The sequence below is a fragment of the Wolbachia endosymbiont (group A) of Therophilus tumidulus genome (assembly GCF_964277345.1).
GTDB lineage: Bacteria > Pseudomonadota > Alphaproteobacteria > Rickettsiales > Anaplasmataceae > Wolbachia > Wolbachia pipientis.
The window spans coordinates 1,177,578-1,195,702 of record NZ_OZ195515.1 but is presented as its reverse complement, the minus strand read 5'-3'; the positions used below and the strand labels follow the sequence as shown (position 1 = coordinate 1,195,702).

General features: G+C 36.7%; 14 protein-coding genes and 1 tRNA gene. 6 read left to right on the top strand and 9 right to left on the bottom strand.

All coding sequences use genetic code 11. From position 1 onward, the window contains the following. Positions 1 to 8 precede the first annotated feature (8 nt). Positions 9 to 212 carry a 50S ribosomal protein L31 gene (gene rpmE, locus ACICQD_RS06280; protein WP_007548602.1) on the bottom strand — a complete coding sequence of 68 codons (204 nt, stop codon included), beginning with the start codon at positions 210 to 212 and terminating at the stop codon, positions 9 to 11. 128 nt (positions 213 to 340) lie between these two features. On the opposite strand from rpmE, the gene fabD reads away from it, so the two are divergent. Then, complete coding sequence (fabD, locus tag ACICQD_RS06275) at positions 341 to 1,321, top strand: ACP S-malonyltransferase (protein WP_038199165.1); 981 nt, start codon at positions 341 to 343, stop codon at positions 1,319 to 1,321. A 39-nt stretch (positions 1,322 to 1,360) separates the two neighbouring features. Here the strand turns inward: fabD and gpmI are convergent, their stop codons facing one another. The 7 genes from gpmI to ACICQD_RS06240 all read right to left on the bottom strand — a co-directional run bounded on the left by gpmI (position 1,361) and on the right by ACICQD_RS06240 (position 7,372). After that, on the bottom strand, positions 1,361 to 2,881 hold the full coding sequence (gene gpmI, locus ACICQD_RS06270; RefSeq protein ID WP_395461766.1) for a 2,3-bisphosphoglycerate-independent phosphoglycerate mutase: 1,521 nt from the start codon (positions 2,879 to 2,881) through the stop codon (positions 1,361 to 1,363). Positions 2,882 to 2,914: 33 nt separating this feature from the next. Further along, a tRNA-Asn gene (locus tag ACICQD_RS06265) sits at positions 2,915 to 2,986 on the bottom strand. A 747-nt stretch (positions 2,987 to 3,733) separates the two neighbouring features. Continuing rightward, a complete protein-coding gene (purH, locus tag ACICQD_RS06260) occupies positions 3,734 to 5,245 on the bottom strand; it encodes a bifunctional phosphoribosylaminoimidazolecarboxamide formyltransferase/IMP cyclohydrolase (protein ID WP_341820501.1) in 1,512 nt (503 codons plus the stop codon). An 80-nt stretch (positions 5,246 to 5,325) separates the two neighbouring features. Next, positions 5,326 to 6,225: a methionyl-tRNA formyltransferase gene (gene fmt / locus ACICQD_RS06255; protein WP_264329642.1), complete on the bottom strand. Its 900-nt coding sequence runs from the start codon at positions 6,223 to 6,225 to the stop codon at positions 5,326 to 5,328. Between the two features lie 12 nt (positions 6,226 to 6,237). Further along, a complete protein-coding gene (rplT, locus tag ACICQD_RS06250; protein ID WP_006279340.1) occupies positions 6,238 to 6,603 on the bottom strand; it encodes a 50S ribosomal protein L20 in 366 nt (121 codons plus the stop codon). A gap of 20 nt (positions 6,604 to 6,623) precedes the next feature. Then, positions 6,624 to 6,830, bottom strand: a complete 207-nt coding sequence (gene rpmI, locus ACICQD_RS06245; protein ID WP_007548610.1) for a 50S ribosomal protein L35 — start codon at positions 6,828 to 6,830, stop codon at positions 6,624 to 6,626. Positions 6,831 to 6,928: 98 nt separating this feature from the next. Beyond that, the gene (locus tag ACICQD_RS06240; protein WP_010962890.1) at positions 6,929 to 7,372 is read right to left on the bottom strand and encodes a PAS domain-containing protein; all 444 of its coding nucleotides are present in this window, start codon (positions 7,370 to 7,372) and stop codon (positions 6,929 to 6,931) included. Positions 7,373 to 7,537: 165 nt separating this feature from the next. On the opposite strand from ACICQD_RS06240, the gene alaS reads away from it, so the two are divergent. Both alaS and ACICQD_RS06230 read left to right on the top strand, forming a co-directional pair. Next, positions 7,538 to 10,171: an alanine--tRNA ligase gene (alaS, locus tag ACICQD_RS06235; RefSeq protein ID WP_395461765.1), complete on the top strand. Its 2,634-nt coding sequence runs from the start codon at positions 7,538 to 7,540 to the stop codon at positions 10,169 to 10,171. Positions 10,172 to 10,357: 186 nt separating this feature from the next. After that, a complete protein-coding gene (locus tag ACICQD_RS06230; RefSeq protein ID WP_153801319.1) occupies positions 10,358 to 10,501 on the top strand; it encodes a hypothetical protein in 144 nt (47 codons plus the stop codon). A gap of 731 nt (positions 10,502 to 11,232) precedes the next feature. On the opposite strand, the gene ACICQD_RS06220 is transcribed toward ACICQD_RS06230, so the two are convergent. Beyond that, complete coding sequence (locus ACICQD_RS06220; RefSeq protein ID WP_395461764.1) at positions 11,233 to 12,768, bottom strand: lysine--tRNA ligase; 1,536 nt, start codon at positions 12,766 to 12,768, stop codon at positions 11,233 to 11,235. A gap of 108 nt (positions 12,769 to 12,876) precedes the next feature. Here ACICQD_RS06220 and ACICQD_RS06215 point away from each other — a divergent pair, with 108 nt between their 5' ends. Genes ACICQD_RS06215 through ACICQD_RS06205 form a run of 3 tightly spaced genes read left to right on the top strand, consistent with a single transcriptional unit; the run spans position 12,877 to position 18,118 of the window. Beyond that, the gene (locus ACICQD_RS06215) at positions 12,877 to 13,173 is read left to right on the top strand and encodes a type IV secretion system protein VirB3 (protein WP_007548615.1); all 297 of its coding nucleotides are present in this window, start codon (positions 12,877 to 12,879) and stop codon (positions 13,171 to 13,173) included. A 9-nt stretch (positions 13,174 to 13,182) separates the two neighbouring features. Next, a complete protein-coding gene (locus ACICQD_RS06210; RefSeq protein WP_010962886.1) occupies positions 13,183 to 15,588 on the top strand; it encodes a VirB4 family type IV secretion/conjugal transfer ATPase in 2,406 nt (801 codons plus the stop codon). Next, the gene (locus tag ACICQD_RS06205; protein WP_264373754.1) at positions 15,581 to 18,118 is read left to right on the top strand and encodes a type IV secretion system protein; all 2,538 of its coding nucleotides are present in this window, start codon (positions 15,581 to 15,583) and stop codon (positions 18,116 to 18,118) included. The genes ACICQD_RS06210 and ACICQD_RS06205 overlap by 8 nt, the downstream gene beginning before the upstream one ends. The last annotated feature ends 7 nt before the right edge of the window (positions 18,119 to 18,125 follow it).

Sequence of the window (18,125 nt, the reverse complement as noted above, 5' to 3'; positions counted from 1 at the left end):
GAGGAGAATTAGAAAATGCTTCCATATTTATCGTTAAACTTAGCTAATTTGCTAGTTTTACTTGCTAACCCGCTTGTCAAACTTCCAGTCCATGCAGGGTGAGTAAGAGGATCTCTATCAAGTTTTACCCTATCTCCCTCCTTTCCATAAGTGGAACGAGTTTCAAACTCTTGACCGTCTGTCATAACTATAATAATTTTATGATAATTCATTGTTGTTTATAAACTTTTAGTCAGTTAATATTCTAGTGAACTTAATTCACTAAGTCAATCATTATTCTAAAATATTGACAAAAAATAAATAAAGTAGTATATTTAATAAGGAATAAATAATAACTATCATGATTTTTGCTTTCCCCGGTCAGGGCTCTCAGTTTGTAGGAATGGGAAAGAGCTTATATAGTGAGTTTTCTGTTGCAAGACAAGTATTTAATGAAGTAGATAGCATATTGGATGGAAAGCTGTCTCATTTAATCTTCAACGGTCCTATTGAAGAATTAACCATTACAGAAAACGCTCAGCCAGCTATAATGGCAGTATCAATTGCAATGCTACGTGTTATGGAGCATGTGTTTGGCAAATCTCTTTTCACTGATCACAATGTTAAATATGTTTGTGGGCATTCAGTTGGCGAATATACAGCGCTGTGTGCTGCAGGAGCGTTAACGCTTGAGTCTGCAATCAAGCTGCTGAAAGTTCGCAGCGAAGCAATGCATGAAGCTTCACTGAAATGTAAAGGCGGAATGGTTGCGTTGCTTGGAGCAGAGATAAATGAAGTGGAAGATATATTGAAATCAGTTCAAATTGACGGAATTTGTGAAATTGCAAACGATAACGGTGGCGGACAAGTGGTTATAAGTGGCACTAGAGAAGCTCTTGAAATGTTACCCGATTTATTCAAAAACTCGAGTGTGAGGAAACTAATTAAATTACAGGTTAGTGGGCCTTTTCATTCATCTCTTATGAAACCTGCTGATGAAAAAGTTTTGGAGTTTTTGAAGGGTATTAAAATAACCCGTCCTATAGTTCCTTTGATATCAAATGTTACAGCTAAAGAGGAGAGTGATCCCAAAGTTATAAAAACTTTACTCGCCAAGCAAGTTGTAAGCAGAGTGAAATGGAGAGAAATGGTTTTGTATATGTCAAGCCGTGGCATTAACAAATTTGTTGAAATTGGCCCTAATAAAGTTTTATCTAATTTGGTCAAAAGAATTGACCAATCTATCAGTACAAAAAATATAGATAGTATTGGTGATATTGACAGCTTCTTTAATGAATCATTAGTACTAACAGCGAAAAATTTAAAAGTTGGATTAAGTTAAAACACATCTATTTGATGTCATTCCGGTGCATAACGCTGCCTAGCTGGAATGACAGAGGGTAATGCAAGAAATCAACGAACTGCCTGTCATTTCGTTTGGTTTTTTAATTCCAAGTAGCTGTAAAATAGTAGGGGCAATGTCAGATAACCTTCCGTCTCTTAGTTTTAGATTATCGCAAGACACAATAAATGGCACTTTATTTAGAGTGTGTGCTGTATGAGGTGTATTATTTTCTTCATCGAACATACATTCCACGTTACCATGGTCTGCAGTAACAATTAATGCGGTGTTGCTTGACTTTTTAACAGCATTCAGCACTTTCGCAAGACAATCATCTACAGCTAGCACAGCTTTCTCGGCTGCTTTTATATTACCTGTATGCCCTACCATATCAGGATTAGCGTAATTTACAACTATCAGTGCGAATTCTTGGGAGTGAATTTTTTCTACAAGCTTTTCTGTGAGCTCGAAGGCTGACATTTCGGGCTGCAAATCGTAAGTTTGAACTTTTGGTGAGGGAATGAGTATTCTTTCTTCACCAGAGAAAGGTTCTTCTTTTCCACAATTGAAAAAGAAAGTCACATGAGCGTATTTCTCGGTTTCGGCGATACGTAATTGTCGTAATTTATTGTCTTCTATTGTTTGTCCTAGAGTATCAGCGAAAGAAGTAGGAGGAAAAATATAAGGAATTTTGAGATCTTCTTTATACTTCATCATACTTAAAATTGAAGAGAATTTTGCTACCTTAGCGTAATCTGTTTTGCCAAGCAAAATACTTGCTAATTGTATCATTCGATCAGCACGAAAGTTAGCCAACAGCACTCCATCTTCTGGTTTTATACCTTGATAATCACCTATTACTGCGGGCCTGATAAACTCATCAGTTATGTTATTTTGATAGTTATTCTCAATCAACGATACTGCATTGTCATGACGAGGTGCCTTTGCAAGTGCGATAGCCTCATAAGCTTCAATTGTTCTCTCCCACCTGTTATCACGGTCCATAGCATAGTAACGCCCAGAAACAGTAGCAATTCTTATGTCATTATTTTTTATATTCTCTTCAAATTCTTGAATGCATTTTTTTCCTGAATTCGGCAATGTGTCTCTGCCATCTAAAAATGCATGTATCACCACTTTGATTCCATGCTGTGATATTTTATTTGCTAAAGTCGAAATATGCTTTTGATGCGAATGAACACCGCCATCTGACACCAATCCCACTAGATGGCATATACCATTCTTACTTTTTAGATCATTAATAAAACTTTGTAGATTTACATTGTTTTCTATTGTTCCAATCTCTTGATTAATGCGCTGAAGGCTTTGCATTACTACTCTACCACTGCCAATATTCATATGGCCAACTTCTGAATTACCTATTTGACCACCAGGTAACCCCACATCAGCTCCACAGGCGGATAAACTACATTTTGGATAATTAGAGCTAATGTATTGCCAACAAGGTGGATTTGCGTTGCTAATAGCGTTGTATTTATTATTCTCTATTCCATTTCCCCAGCCATCTAGTATACATAAAACCACTGATTTAATGTTCATATAAAATCAACACTAGAATTTCACAGAGAAAAGCTCCCCGGGCCGGATTCGAACCAGCGACCAATTGGTTAACAGCCAACTGCTCTACCACTGAGCTACCGAGGAATAAACCGCTTTTAATTTACCATGTTGAACGTTGGTTGTAAACGTTTTTTGTATAGACTTTAAGTCCAACTGGTCACAGAAACGAAAAAACTTACTTGACAAACTCCGCCAGCCCCCTTATTGTAGTATTAAGGGTATTTCTGACTCAAAACTTGTTTTTGATCCGCGCGGGTTCAATAACAAAAATTCAGTAAAAAACTTGGAGTATCTATTGGCGGATTACATAAAATTATAGCGGCTGCATGTCTTTTTAATTTTTTCTACATTCAGCCAAATCGCGCTTATTTTAAGCGTTAGCACATTATTACAGCGCCAATTTAAAGTATTAGAGGGTCAAAACTCGCACCACGGGGCTTCTTTGCCTTTTTTTTTATTTGGTAAATTTTTTAACGTTTGTGGCTAAGCGACAGCCGTCATCCCGCTGCTTGTTAGCGGGATCTCTTGTTAGCGGCTGAGATACCGCGAATGAATCGCGGTATGACGGTTCGTGGCAGCACGATAAGCTCGTCATCCCGCTACGTGTTAGCGGGATCTCTTGTTAGCGGCTGAGATACCGCGAATGAATCGCGGTATGACGGTTCGTGGCGGCGTGACGATAAGCTCGTCATCCCGCTACGTGTTAGCGGGATCTCTTGTTAGCGCCGCGGCGGTATATTTGTCATCCCGCTAGCGGGATCTATGTTGAGAGATACCGCGAATGAATCGCGGTATGACGGTTTGTGGCGGTATGACGATAAGACACAAAGCCTAATGGAAAAAACTGCGAACGCCAGTGAAAAACATAGCAATTTTATTTTCATTTGCAGCTTTTATCACATCTTGATCTTTCAGCGAGCCGCCGGGCTGAATTATAGCTGTAATTCCATGTTTTGCACTTTCTACTATGCTATCTGGGAATGGAAAAAATGCATCTGAAGCAAGCACTGCACCTTTACATTTTTCACCTGCTTTTTTCACTGCAATGTTCACACTATCTATTCTGCTTGTTTGCCCTGCGCCGATGCCAATAGCACAACCATCTTTTGCTATAACTATTGCGTTGGATTTCACATGTTTACATATTTTCCAGGCAAAAATAAGATCTTCCTTTTCTTTTTCTGTTGTAGTGCACTTTGTTACTTGTTCTGCTTTTATTGTGTGGTCATTATTTTCTTGCACCAAAAACCCACCAACAACATTTTTAATTTGGTATTTCACATTTTGTTGGAAAGATTTATGAATAATCACTCTTAAATTTTTCTTTCTTTGTAAAATTTTTAGTGCCTCATTGTTTACCGATGGTGCTATCACTACTTCCAAAAATATCTCGTTTAATTTTTCTGCTAGCTTTAAATCTATCTCCCGATTTAAGGCAACTATGCCACCAAAACTGCTTACTTCATCACATGATAGAGCCTTTTCATATGCCTCCAAAGCATTATTACTAACAGCAGCGCCACATGGGTTATTGTGCTTGATTATCACTGCTGCAGGCTCTTTAAACTCAGAAATTATGTTAAGTGCGGACTCTATATCTACTATATTATTATAACTCAACTCTTTTCCATGTAGTTTTTCCAACGGATATTCTGTAAATTGATTACTATAAAATGCAGCTTTTTGATGGGGATTTTCACCATACCTGAGTTCTTGTACTTTATGCCCATATAGTGCGAAAAACTCTGGCAACTCATTATTTTTACTCTGGGATAAAAACCAACTGTGAATATTAGAATCGTAGTGTGCAGTGAGAGCAAATGCTTTGGTTGCTAAGTGTTTTCTATATTCCAATGTTGTTTTATTGTTATTTTCTATCATCTCAGCTTTCAGTGCTTCATAGTCTTGAATGCTAGAAATAACTGAAGTAAAACGAAAGTTTTTTGCTGCAGCTCTAATTAACGCCACCCCGCCGATATCAATTTGTTCTATAATTTGCTCTTCATTTGAGCTGCTACTTACTGTCTCCCAAAATGGGTATAGGTTAGTTATAAGCAGGTCTATTGGCTCAATTTCTAGATCTTGCACTTCCTTTTTGTGCTTTTCTCGATCATAAAGTATTCCTCCATGAATTTTAGGGTGTAAAGTTTTCACTCTACCACCCAGTATCTCTGGAAATTGTGTGTAATCTGAGACCTCTTGTGTTTTTATTCCTGCACTAGATAGCACTTTATAAGTATTGCCCGTTGAAAGAATTTCTATTTGTTGCTGCGTTAAAAACGATGCAAGATCAATTATATTCGTTTTATCGTATACTGATATTAAAGCTCTTTTTATTTTCATTTTTATATGGAAAGTTTTTTAAGATTATATCTAAGAAAAGGAAATTTAGCTATTACATTTCTACACTAATTTAAAGCAGTCTATTCTATAAATTTTTTTACCATGCTTGATTTCAAGCCACGAATAAAATCTTCAATACTGCAAGGATTTCTTCCTTCCATTTGTACAACTTTAGGAATTAAAGTGCCACCTTTTAAACTTATGTGCATATTATCGTTAACAATCTCACCTTGTTCTGAAGCGAAAGCTTCAAAGTCAGCATCAAGTATCCTGATACGTTTATTCTCTATCTTGATAAACGCTTTTGGGTAAAACGCTTTAACCTTTCTATAAGCAACTTCACAGGCATCACTTGCATAAATTTTATAGTCTTCCACTTTGTCAGCGTAACATGCATCGTTATCGTTCTGTTTTAAGAGAAGCTGTTTTTCAATTTCGTTTAGCACTTCCAGCAGTAAATCACTGCCTAGCTTAGATAATTTATCATGCAATGTCTTGTAATTATCGTTCTTTTCGATAAGAAATTTTTCCTGTTTTAAAATAGGGCCGGAATCTAATCCTTCATCCAATTGCATAATGCTAACCCCGGTTTCTTGATCTCCTGCTAAAATTGTGTGCTGTATCGGGGCTGCACCACGCCACCTTGGTAGTAATGAAGGATGAATATTAATACAACCATATTTAGGAATATTCAAAATTTCTCTTGGAAGTATCAATCCATACGCGGCAACAACTGCAACGTCTGGTTTGAAATTTCTAAATTTTCCTTGCTCTGCCGAAAACTTTAGAGAGATAGGAGTACATACCTCTATGTTACTTTCTTCAGCGATAACATGTACTGGAGATTTCGTTGGCTTCTGTCCACGCCCTGAAGGTTTTGGAGCCTTGGTGTATACTGCCACCACTTCGCTCTTTGATTTCAGTAACAAGCTCAGAGAATTAACAGCAAATCCTGGTGATCCCATGAAAATAATTCTCATGGTGTTTTTGCTTTAAGAATTCTCCGCTAATTTACCACTTACAGTTTCTACTAATTTGGCAAAATCATCCTTATAATTAACTGCCATCTCAGCAAGAATTTTTCTATTTAAATCAATGCCGGCAAGTGTAAGACCATGCATAAACCTACCATAAGTAAGCCCATGCTCTCTTGCTGCTGCATTAATACGTATTATCCATAAGCTACGGAAATCACGTTTACGGGTTCTTCTGTCTCTGTAAGCATATTGCAGTGCTTTTTCAACTCTTTGTAATGCAATTCTATAACAGCTTTTTGCACGTCCTCTATAACCCTTTGCCAGTTTCAATATTTTTTTATGACGAGCGTGAGTAGTGACTCCACGTTTTACCCGAGCCATTTTATTTTACCTCCATTTTGTTAAATACCGTAAGGCATATGAAGCTTAACTATACGCGAGTCAGATTTACCAAGAATCGTTGTACCGCGCTGATTACGAATATTAGATTTACTTCTCTTTACCATGCCATGCCTTTTGCCTGACTGAGTAGAAATAACTTTACCCTTAGCTGTAAGGTGAAAGCGCTTTTTCACAGAAGATTTGGTTTTTAATTTTATTTTCTTCATATTCCAAATAAATTTACAAGCACTACTATTGAGTTCTTTAATAGTAATTAAGCATTAGTATAAATAATTTTATTAAAGAATCAAATTAAAATTGTATATTAAAGGAGTTTAAAAGTAATTACGCCCAATATGTGTGTTATACCTTCTTTATTCCCAAGTGGCAACAATACTTGCCTCATTTTAACACTTTCACTTTCTTCCTCTTCATTGATCGGGCATTTACTCTCTATTACAGTATCAAGTTTATCAATAACTGCATCTATTTTATATAGTCGCAAAAATGGTGCATCAATTGCATACTTATTATCAATGCGCGTCTTTTTCTCAAAACCATAGAATTCAACAGCCTTTTCTCCTGCATTTTCACAAATATAACCTTGATCCTTGACTTCAATGACAAAACAATGCTGCCATGATTCCATTATTTCTGCAGTGTCTATTTCATGCCTTTCTGGCCAATCTCTGTCTGATCCTTTTATGTCATTCCAGTGTTGAGTCACCACATTTGCTATTCTTTTTTCTTTGCCTACATAAATTTCCATTCCAATTTCCACATATAAAACACAGATATGAGGTAAATTTATCGTGAATATATTGATTTTTTCTTACCACAAGGTGCATGTCACTAGAAGTTCTGAGATCTAGAGAGTGGTATTGATTTTATTTCCATTACAACTTATTATTTATAGATAACCTCAGTAAAAACGATGAAGCTAAACGAAATCAGAGAAAGATTTATAAAATTTTTTGTAAGTAATGACCACGAGCAGGTTTCTTCTTCTCCTTTGATTCCAGAACATGACCCAACGCTCATGTTCACAAATGCTGGTATGGTGCAGTTTAAAAATATTTTTACTGGTGCTCAAAAAACTGAAATGAAGCGTGCTGTTTCAAGTCAAAAGTGCCTAAGAGCAGGCGGTAAACACAACGATCTTGAAAATGTTGGCTATACAACTCGGCATCACACATTTTTTGAAATGCTCGGAAATTTTAGCTTCGGTGATTACTTTAAGGAAACTGCGATAGAATTTGCGTGGGAATTTATCACTAAGGAGTTATCTCTTGATAAAAACAGACTATCCATAACCGTCTATCATACTGATGATGAGGCGTACGAGATTTGGCGTAAGATAAGTGGCTTTTCAAGTGATAAAATCATAAGAATTACAACGGATGATAACTTTTGGAGTATGGGAAGCACTGGTCCGTGCGGTCCATGTTCTGAAATTTTTTATGACCATGGGAGTCCTAATTTACAAGAGGGCGATAGAATTGTTGAAATCTGGAATCTGGTATTCATGGAGTTTAACAAAGATGAAGAAGGTAATTTACACAAATTGCCAAAAAAATGCATCGATACTGGAATGGGCCTTGAAAGAATAGCGGCTGTTATGCAAAACGTCCATGATAACTATGATATTGATCTATTTTCTGCTTTGATAAGTAAATCACAGGAGTACTGTGGAAATACGGAAAATAAAATAGCCCATAAGATCATTGCAGATCATCTTCGTGCAGCCGCATTTCTAATTGCAGAGGGGGTGCTCCCTGGAAATGAAGGCAGGAATTACGTATTACGCAGATTAATTAGGAGAGCCGCGCGTTATGTCCATCTGCTTGGATATAATGATTCCCTACTCCATCGTATTTTTCCAGTGTTGATAGATAGCACGAGTTCGGCTTATATGGGAGCTGAATTAGTCAGAGCTAAAAGCTTAATAGAAACGACGTTAAAATCAGAGGAAGAAAACTTTAAAGACACTTTGATGAAAGGTATCAATCTCCTGGAGAAATTCACTACAGATTTAAAATCGGGCGATACTTTGCCTGGAGAATCAGCGTTTAAGCTATATGACACCTACGGATTTCCTTTGGATATTACACTTGATATTTTAAAAGAGAAAAAAATAAATTTTGACCAGAAGGGTTTTGATGATGCAATGGGAGAACAAAAAGAGAGAGCACGTGCTAAATGGGCTGGATCTGGTGAAAAATCTGTTGAGCAAGTATGGTTTGATTTGATCGATAAATTTGGCAAAACAGAGTTTGTTGGTTATGAGTTCAATGAAGTAAGTGATGCGAAAATACTAGCTATAGTTTCCTCTAAAAATGAAATAATTGATTCTGCAAAGGAAGGAGAGAAGATAACCATTATACTTGATAAAACACCTTTTTATGGCGAGTCAGGTGGACAAGTGGGAGATACTGGCAGTCTGATCAAATCTGATAGAAGTATTATTATAGTCGAGAATACCAATAAGGTTAATGACCTATATTTGCACAGATGCATAGTTAAGTTCGGTTCAATTTGTAAAGGTAACACAGTTGCAGCAAGCATTGACAAGGAAAGAAGGCAAACCTTAAGAAGAAATCATTCAGCTACACATCTTCTGCACTTTACACTCAGAAAAATTCTAGGTGATCATGTCACTCAAAAAGGTTCCCTAGTTGCACCAGATAGACTGAGATTCGACTTCAGCCATAACACTCAAATGACTCAAGATCAGTTGTTTTGGGTAGAGGATATGGTAAACTCTCTAATCAGAGAAAATCTTTCCGCATCTACAAAAATTCAAAGCATGAATCAGGCAATAGACGAAGGAGCTATGGCGTTATTCGGCGAAAAATATAGCGATCAAGTAAGAGTAGTGAAGATTGGAGATTCAAGGGAACTGTGTGGTGGCACGCACGTTGAACATACTGGAGAAATCGGTTTATTTAAGATAGTAACAGAGAGTTCTGTTGCTTTTGGAGTGAGGAGAATTGAAGCTTTAACTGGTCAGGAAGCAATCAATTATGTACGTGATAATGAAATTAACTTAAAAAAAGTTGCAGAATTCGTAAAAGCGCCAGTGAGTGAAATAACAAGCAGATTAAGTATTTTAAGTCAAGAACACAAAAAATCCGAAACCAAAATAAAAAACCTATATAAAAAGCTTGTGAGTGCAGAGAATATAAAAAGCACCGAAATAAATGGAATAAATTTTATAAGCCACACTTTCACTGATATTCCAGCAAATGTAATAAGAGAGTTTGTTTTGCAGCAACAAAAACCAAAAACGGTAATAGCTTTTACGGCAACAGAAAAAGATAAAACAGTCTTGATTATTAAAGTAAGTAAAGACTTAATCAATAAGATTAGCGCAAAAGAACTAATATCCATAGCAGTTAAAAAGAACTGTGGTGGGAATGCTGAACTTGCACAAACAGGCTGTGATAGCAATAAAATAGATGATGCCATTACAGCCATTTATAGCAAAATAACAGCTTCTAAGCACTCTACGTCATACCACCACGAACCGTCATACCGCCGCGGCGCTAACAAGCAGCGGGATACTTAACCATCGTCTACACCGTCATACCGCGATTCATTCGCGGTATCTCTTAGCCGCTAACAAGAGATCCCGCTAACAAGCAGCGGGATGACGAATTACTATGCCGCCGCGAACCGTCATACCGTTGCAAACCGTCATACCGCGATTCATTCGCGGTATCTCTTAGCATAGATCCCGCTAACAGGTAGCGGGATGACGGTTGTCAGGCTAGCTGTCATCCAAGTAGCTCGACTACTTGGATCCAGGAAAAAGAATGGTGTCATGAAAGTAGCTGACACTGATTCCTTTATGATGGTGTCATCCCAGTGCCCAGACACTGGGATCCAGGAAACTTAATTGCAAGTAATGCATTGGATTTGGTGAGTATGGGTTTTGCGTTATAGAATGAAGCACTTTTGGTGAATTTATAAAGAAAGCTGGATCCCAGTGTCAAGCACTGGGATGACAAGGTATAAACCTTATCGTCATGCCGCCGCGAACCGTCATACCGCGATTCATTCGCGGTATCTCAGCCGCTAACAAGAGATCCCGCTAACAAGTAGCGGGATGACGGTTGTCGTTCAGCCACAAACATTAAGAAATTTACCAAATGAAAAAAAAGGCAAAAGAAGCCCCGTGGTTATTATCCGCTTTAAAATATTGGCGTTTTTTATGTTTTAAACGCTTGACAAGCGAAATTCAGCTGCTTTTAATTGCAACTAACTTACGCTGCAAACGTTTAAGAAATTTACTAAGCAGAAAAAAAGACAAAGAATCCCCGAGTTAGCTAGTCTTTTACTATCTCTGTCGAGTATTGGCATTTTTTGATGTCTTGTAACGCTTTATAAGCGCGTTCAGCTTATTTAGATAAAAATCTAGATGTAGATGAAGTTTTGTAAAGACATACAGTATCTATATACTGCAAAAAATTGAACATAAGACGCCGATACATTAAGTAATCCTTACCTTTTAATCTGCAGATTGGCGAAAGCAAATACAATAGCTTCAGTTTCATGATAAGGGGGCTAGCGGAGTTTGTCAAGGAATTCTTATTAAAACTAAAGAGCTCAAATGAAAGGAGGTAAACTCTAAAGTATACATTTAGTAGCGCTTTCTATGAGAGAAATCGTATTACCTATTCCGTAAAGCTTTATGAAAGATCCCATTCTTGGACCGGTTTTTTGGCCAAGTAACGTTTCATATAATAGCTGAAACCAGTCACGTAAGTTGGTGTAATCATATTTTTTTCCAATAGAAAATACCTGAGATTGAATTTCTTCAGCAGTAGCAGTTGTAGATAGAGAATGTAAAGTGTCCTTCAAATCTAGTAACGCTGCTTTTTCTTTTTCATTTGGAGTTTTATATGATTTTGTTGGCTTGATAAAATCGTGATAATACTTTACTGCAAAGTCTGAAAGTCTATCAAGCATTTTATTATTTTCTGGTGTAACGTTTGGTGCATAAGAGGATATAAAACCCCATAGGATCTCTTTGTTTTCAGCATTACAAGCTGCTGCTAGGTTTAAAAGTAGTGAGAAATTTATGCCTGAAGTTTCTATACTGGGAACATTGCCCTGGTGAATGTGCCAAGCAGGATTATTTATATCCTTTTCTTTGTTCTCATGATAACGCTTTACAAATTCTAAATATTCATCAGTTGATTTTGGTATCACATCAAAATATAAACGTTTAGCTTTTTTAGGACTCTGAAAAATGTACAATGCTAAGCTCTCTGTTGGTGCGTAAGTTAGCCACTCTTCAATTGAAATGCCATTTCCTTTTGATTTTGATATTTTCTTTCCTTCTTTATCAAGAAAAAGCTCGTAGCAAAACAGAAGTGGTGGCTTTTCTCCAAGTATTTCACATATTTGACTTGAAAGCACAGCAGATGGAGTTAAATCTTTTCCGTGAGCTTCGTAATTTACTCCAAATGCGGCCCACCTCATTCCCCAATCAGGTTTCCATTGCAGTTTACATTTTCCTTTTGTCACTGGAACTTCTATTTTTTCCCCGTTTGGGTCTTCATATGTGATTGTTCCTTTCTCTGTATTTGTTTCAATTACTGGAACTTGTAAAACTTGAGAAGTTTTTGGGCATATTGGCAAGAATGGACTATAAGTCTGCTGTCTTTCTTCCCAAAATGATGGAAGCATTACGTCCATCACTTTATCATAATTTTTCAGTAAGAGTAAAAGTTTTTCATCGTAAACGCCAGATTTATAACACTCTGTTGCACTCCTGAACTCGTATTCAAATTCAAACATATCAAGAAATTTACACAACAATGAATTCATATGATGACCATAACTCTGATGAGTGCCAAATGGATCAGGTATCATAGTCAATGGTTTATTTAAGTGCTCTCTTAGCATCTCTTGATTTGGCACATTATCTGGTATTTTTCGCAAACCATCCATATCATCTGAAACTGCAATGATTTTGGTTTTTATACCAGGAGCTATTTTTTTTAATGCATTTACAATAACTGTAGTGCGGAAAACCTCTCCAAAGGTTCCTATGTGGGGTAAACCAGAGGGTCCATAACCAGTTTCAAATATTATTTCTTTTTTATTAGGAAACTCTTGCAATATTTTTTCTGCTTCTTGAAATGGCCAATTTGTCATTATCGGGATTAAATAATGTATCTTAACTTAAAGTGCTACTAGTTTCAATGGATTTTTAATATAATGATATAGTATTAGTGTTAGAGCTATTATTAGAAGGTTAAAGATATGTCCACAGGTAGTATACAAACAGATCAATTATTTAAAGGTCTTACAAGACCTGCAATGCTCTTTGGTGTGAGTTATATGTTTGCAATATTAAACGTCCTGATTTGCATGCTAATTTTCATTAATTCAAATGATTTAAGAGTGATTCTCTTAATGTTACCAGGTATACATGGACTTGGTTATATAGCTTCTGCAAAAGAACCGTTGTTTATTGAATTATTTATGGTAAAATTGGGAAAGTGCTCGAAATGTTTAAATCGTTTTTACCATGGAGCCAATTCTTATGATATTGCTTAACGTTGTGTGATGCTGAGGTTTAGGGCTATTCAATCAAAGAATAAATCTACTCTGAACAGGGAAGTTCACGCTGCTGAATTTATTCCTTATTCTTGCTATTGGAATAGCACAACCTTGATGACAAAAGAAAATTGGTTGGTTAAGGTTATAAAATTAAGTGGTTTTGCATTTGAAACTGCCGATGACGAGGATTTAGTCATACAGAACAACATCAGGAATCAGATGCTAAGAAGCATTTCATCTCCGGCATTTAGTTTGTATTTTCATACTATCAGACGTAAGAAAAATATTTTTTCTGATGAATTTGCAAGTCAAGGTTTGCCGAATTTTTTCGCTAATCACGTAAATCTAAAATGGAGAGAAAAACACGCAACAAGGCAATCATTTATTAATGACCTATACATTACGATTATCCGTAGAGCGGACACAAAAGGAGTAGAATTTTTGTCACATCTACTAAAAAAATTCGGACATGTAACTTCAAAACATGCTTGGGAAAGTGATATACGTGCCACGTATGAAGATTTAGAGGAAACGACAAATCGTGTAGTGACAAGCCTTAGAAATTATTCGCCTAAAATTCTTGGAGTAAAAGAAACTCCAGATGGTTTGTTCTGCGAAATAATGGAGTTTCTATCTAGAATCGTAAATTGTGGCTTCGTTACAAATACGCTTTTTCCGCTAAGAACTGAAATATCAAGATACTTACCAGTACATAGGTTATTCTTTGGCCGTAAGATGATACAGGTTGTGACTCATAATGAGAGTAAATATGCTGGAATAATTAGTATCAAAGAATATGGAAATCATACTTCTGCAGGAATGCTTGATTCGTTTTTACAACTTCCTTACGAGTTTATAATTACGCAATCTTTTCAATTTATAAACAGGCAAATGGCGATTGGAAAAATGCAGATACAGCAAAATCGAATGATACAGTCTGCAGATAAAGCTATTTCTCAAATAGCAGAAATTTCTCAAGCGCTTGATGACGCAATGAGTGGTAAGATTGCGTTTGGTCAACATCACCTGACTATTTTATGTATAGAAAAAAGTCCTAAATCATTGGATAACGCTCTGTCGTTGGTAGAATCAGAGCTTTCTAATTGCGGTGTTTACCCTATACGTGAGAGAGTTAACCTTGAACCAGCATTTTGGGCGCAAATTCCTGGTAATTTCGATTATATAGTGAGAAAAGCTACAATAAGTAGTCTTAATTTGGCTGGATTTGCATCTCAACATAATTATCCTACTGGTAATAAATTCAATAACCACTGGGGAGATGCCGTTACAGTTTTTGACACGACATCTGGTACTCCATTTTTTTTCAACTTTCATATAAGGGATGTTGGACACACTATGATAATTGGCCCAACTGGTGCTGGTAAAACTGTTTTAATGAATTTCCTGTGTGCCCAAGCGATGAAGTTTTCTCCAAGGATATTCTTTTTTGATAAAGATCGCGGTGCAGAGATTTTCTTAAGAGCACTTAGTGGTATCTATACTGTAATAGAACCAAGAACTAAAACAAATTTTAATCCTTTACAACTTGATGATACCTCTGATAATAGAACATTTTTAATGGAGTGGATAAAGTCTTTAATTTCGGTATATAATGATAAATTTACTTCAGAAGATATTGCACGAATTAATGATGCAATTGAAGGAAATTTTAAATTAAGAAAAGAAGACAGATTCTTGAGAAACCTCGTACCGTTTTTAGGGCTTGCAGGTCCTGATACTCTAGCTGGGGCAATATCTATGTGGCATGATAATGGTTCTCATGCTGCAATATTTGACAATAAAGAAGATTTGCTAGATTTTTCACGAGCAAGAGTATTTGGTTTTGAGATGGCTAGCTTGCTCAAAGATCCTGTTGCTCTTGGACCGGTCTTGATTTATTTATTTCATAGGATTAGTATATCTCTTGATGGCACTCCATCTATTATCGTTCTTGATGAGGCATGGGCGTTAATAGATAATCCAGTTTTTGCACCCAAGATAAAAGACTGGTTGAAGGTACTGAGAAAACTAAATGCTTTTGTGATTTTTGCTACTCAGAGTGTTGAGGATGCAAGTAAAAGTACTATTAGCGATACGCTTGTACAACAAACAGCGACACAGATTTTTTTACCAAATCTGAAAGCTACTAGTGTCTATCGGGATGTTTTTATGTTAACTGAACGTGAATATATATTAATTAAGCACACAGATCCGAGTACTAGATTCTTTTTGGTGAAACAAGGAGTCAATGCTGTAGTAGCTAGAATAGACTTAAAAGGCCTGGATGATATAATCAACGTATTATCCGGACGTGCAGAAAGTGTTCTATTGTTACACGATATATTAAATGAAGTTGGGGACAACCCAAAAGTATGGTTGCCTATATTTTATCAGAAGGTAAAAAATGTTTAAGACTAAGCTGTCATTGCTATTAATTGCGATATTTTTACTAAATATAGACTTTTTACTCTCATATCCAGTGCTTGCAGATGGAGTAAGTGGTACTGACAAGACAGAATTTGTTAGCAGATTTAATTCCACTGGCAGTTTTAGTCGTGCCTCTAATCCTGATTGTGGAGCGTTTAAAACAGCTGCAGCACTTGCTGGAATAGCGATTGCTGTTGGCGCAATATTTACTGGCATTGTTTTGATCGTTTCTTCTGCTGGTTTGTTTACCGCTCTTGTTATTGTTGGAATGATAGCTGCAATTGTTGGAGTCTGGAAAGCGATAGGAGGGCTTGTTGTTTGTGAACATAGTTTTGTTAAACACCCAGTTGCACGTGATCATGATGGAAAATACAAAAATTTTAAATTAGAAGACACAGGTTATAGTGGCTGCACCAATGAAAATTACCAAACAGAAGAGGAATATTTTTCTTGTTTGCAAAATAAAGCTCGGGAAGACGTGAACAAAAAAGATTATGACGGGAAAAGAGCAGAAAAAGAAGCCTTAAATTCTAACGTTCAGGAGAGTACAGAGAGTTATTACTGGCCAAAAAATGGTGTGCAATACAGTGAATATATAGAAGTATGTCATCGAAACCCTTTAACTTTTGGTAATCTTTTTAATAAGGTAGACTTTAATTCCAGAGGAAAACCTGGATACATAGACTTTGATGTCAGGGAGAAAGACACTGGATACGTAGATGGGTCATGGTCCTCGAAGGTTGATGGTGGTCTGGAATGTAGAGTTCTCAAAGCAGGACAGAGCGAACCCATACATGGAGCTACATTCAAAGCAGTGAGAAAAACGGGCAGATTATGTGTGGAGTTAGCCAGTGTTAGCATGCTTGGTATCGAAATGACTCCTTGGCCGCAAGGGGTTGATATGGGGTGCACGGAATTGCCACCTGACCCACTTGCTCCTATGTGTGAAAAATCTGTGATGATATTCAAAAATAAAGATGGTACAGGAGAGGAAAAAGTTCCTATTGGTAATAATGATGACTATAAAACTATTATCAGATCTAAAGAAAAAAGACTCAACGGACAAGGGGGGAAAATTTTTGTAGGTTATGATAATGCTGGCTGTTTTAGCTCGTATGTTTCTGAAGCTTGTTATAACCAGGCAGGGAGTAAATCATTAGCTCCTATTCCCGTAACTTCTATGATAGTGCAATGCATTAAGGAATCGTTAGATAATTTAGTTGCAGGTAAAGGTGCACCAAATGGTGAGAGTTTTATATCTGTAGCACAGAAAAGGCTGAAAAACACTGTAACTGCTGTTTTAGTTTTAGCTTTAATACTGTTCTCTATAAAAGCCATGTCTGGTGGAGTTCAGAGGCCTCAAGAAATGTATATGTTGATCATAAAATTCGCTTTAGTGATTTACTTCACAACAGGCAGTACCATGTCTCATTATTATGGAGAATTAACTCGTCTCTCAAATGGTTTGTCAGAGATAGTGCTAAAAGCATCATCTGAAAGTAAAGGCATATGTAATTATAAAGCAGGTACAGATTATGAATATACTCGTGCAGGAAAGAGGGTATCTTACAGTTATCTTGCACCTTGGGATAGGCTTGATTGTAGAATTTTATTTTATTTAGGTGCCCCTTTAGATGGAATTGGTGGCAAAATTGGTACTGGAGGTGTTGCAACGTTAGCAGTCTTGCTTGGTGCTGCTCCTGTCTTATTAGTTGCAGGTTCGGTAATCGGTATTATTTTTGCTGGTGGACAGATTTTAATAGCTCTTGTTGCTATATTTATGGCCATTTTGCTGATGATGGTTATTTTGTGGCTGTGCTATGTATTTATTTTATCTCTAGTTGCTTTGAGTGTAATCATCATTTTATCACCTTTGTTCATCCCTATGGTTTTATTCCAACACACCAAAGGATATTTTGACGGCTGGGTAAGAGAATTGATCACCTATAGCTTATACCCGGTTATCCTTTTTGCGTTTTTGTCTTTTATGTTTATAGCATGTGATAAAATCTATTATAAAAATTTAAATTTTGAACCGGATAAGTCATATGAAAATAACCAAGCAAAACCCTCAGCTAGTAAGAAAAAACAGTGGTTTAAATTGAGAGATGGGGAATGTGATAACAATGAAACTACTCTTGCATGTATGATGCAAAATTATAGCTTTAAAAAGAGCAGCATACTTGGTCTATTTGATTTTACATACATGGAATTTGGCAGCTCTCTCATCGGAGAATTATTAAAATTGTGTTTAGTATTATTCCTCTTTTACCACTTTTTAAACATTCTTCCTGGCATGGCTGCTGAACTTGCTGGTAACCATAGAGCAGCACTTGGCTCAGGTCAGACACCTGGACAAATGGTGGGCAAAGCTTTATCTGCTGCCAAAGCTGCTGCTGGGGGTGTTGCTGGAGTTGCTGGTGCTGCTGCTAAGAAGTTGAGTGGTGGAGACAAGAGTAAATCTCGAGGTTCTGGTTCTAGTAGCTCCGAGAGTGTTAACAAAAGCACTGAATGAGTTGGAT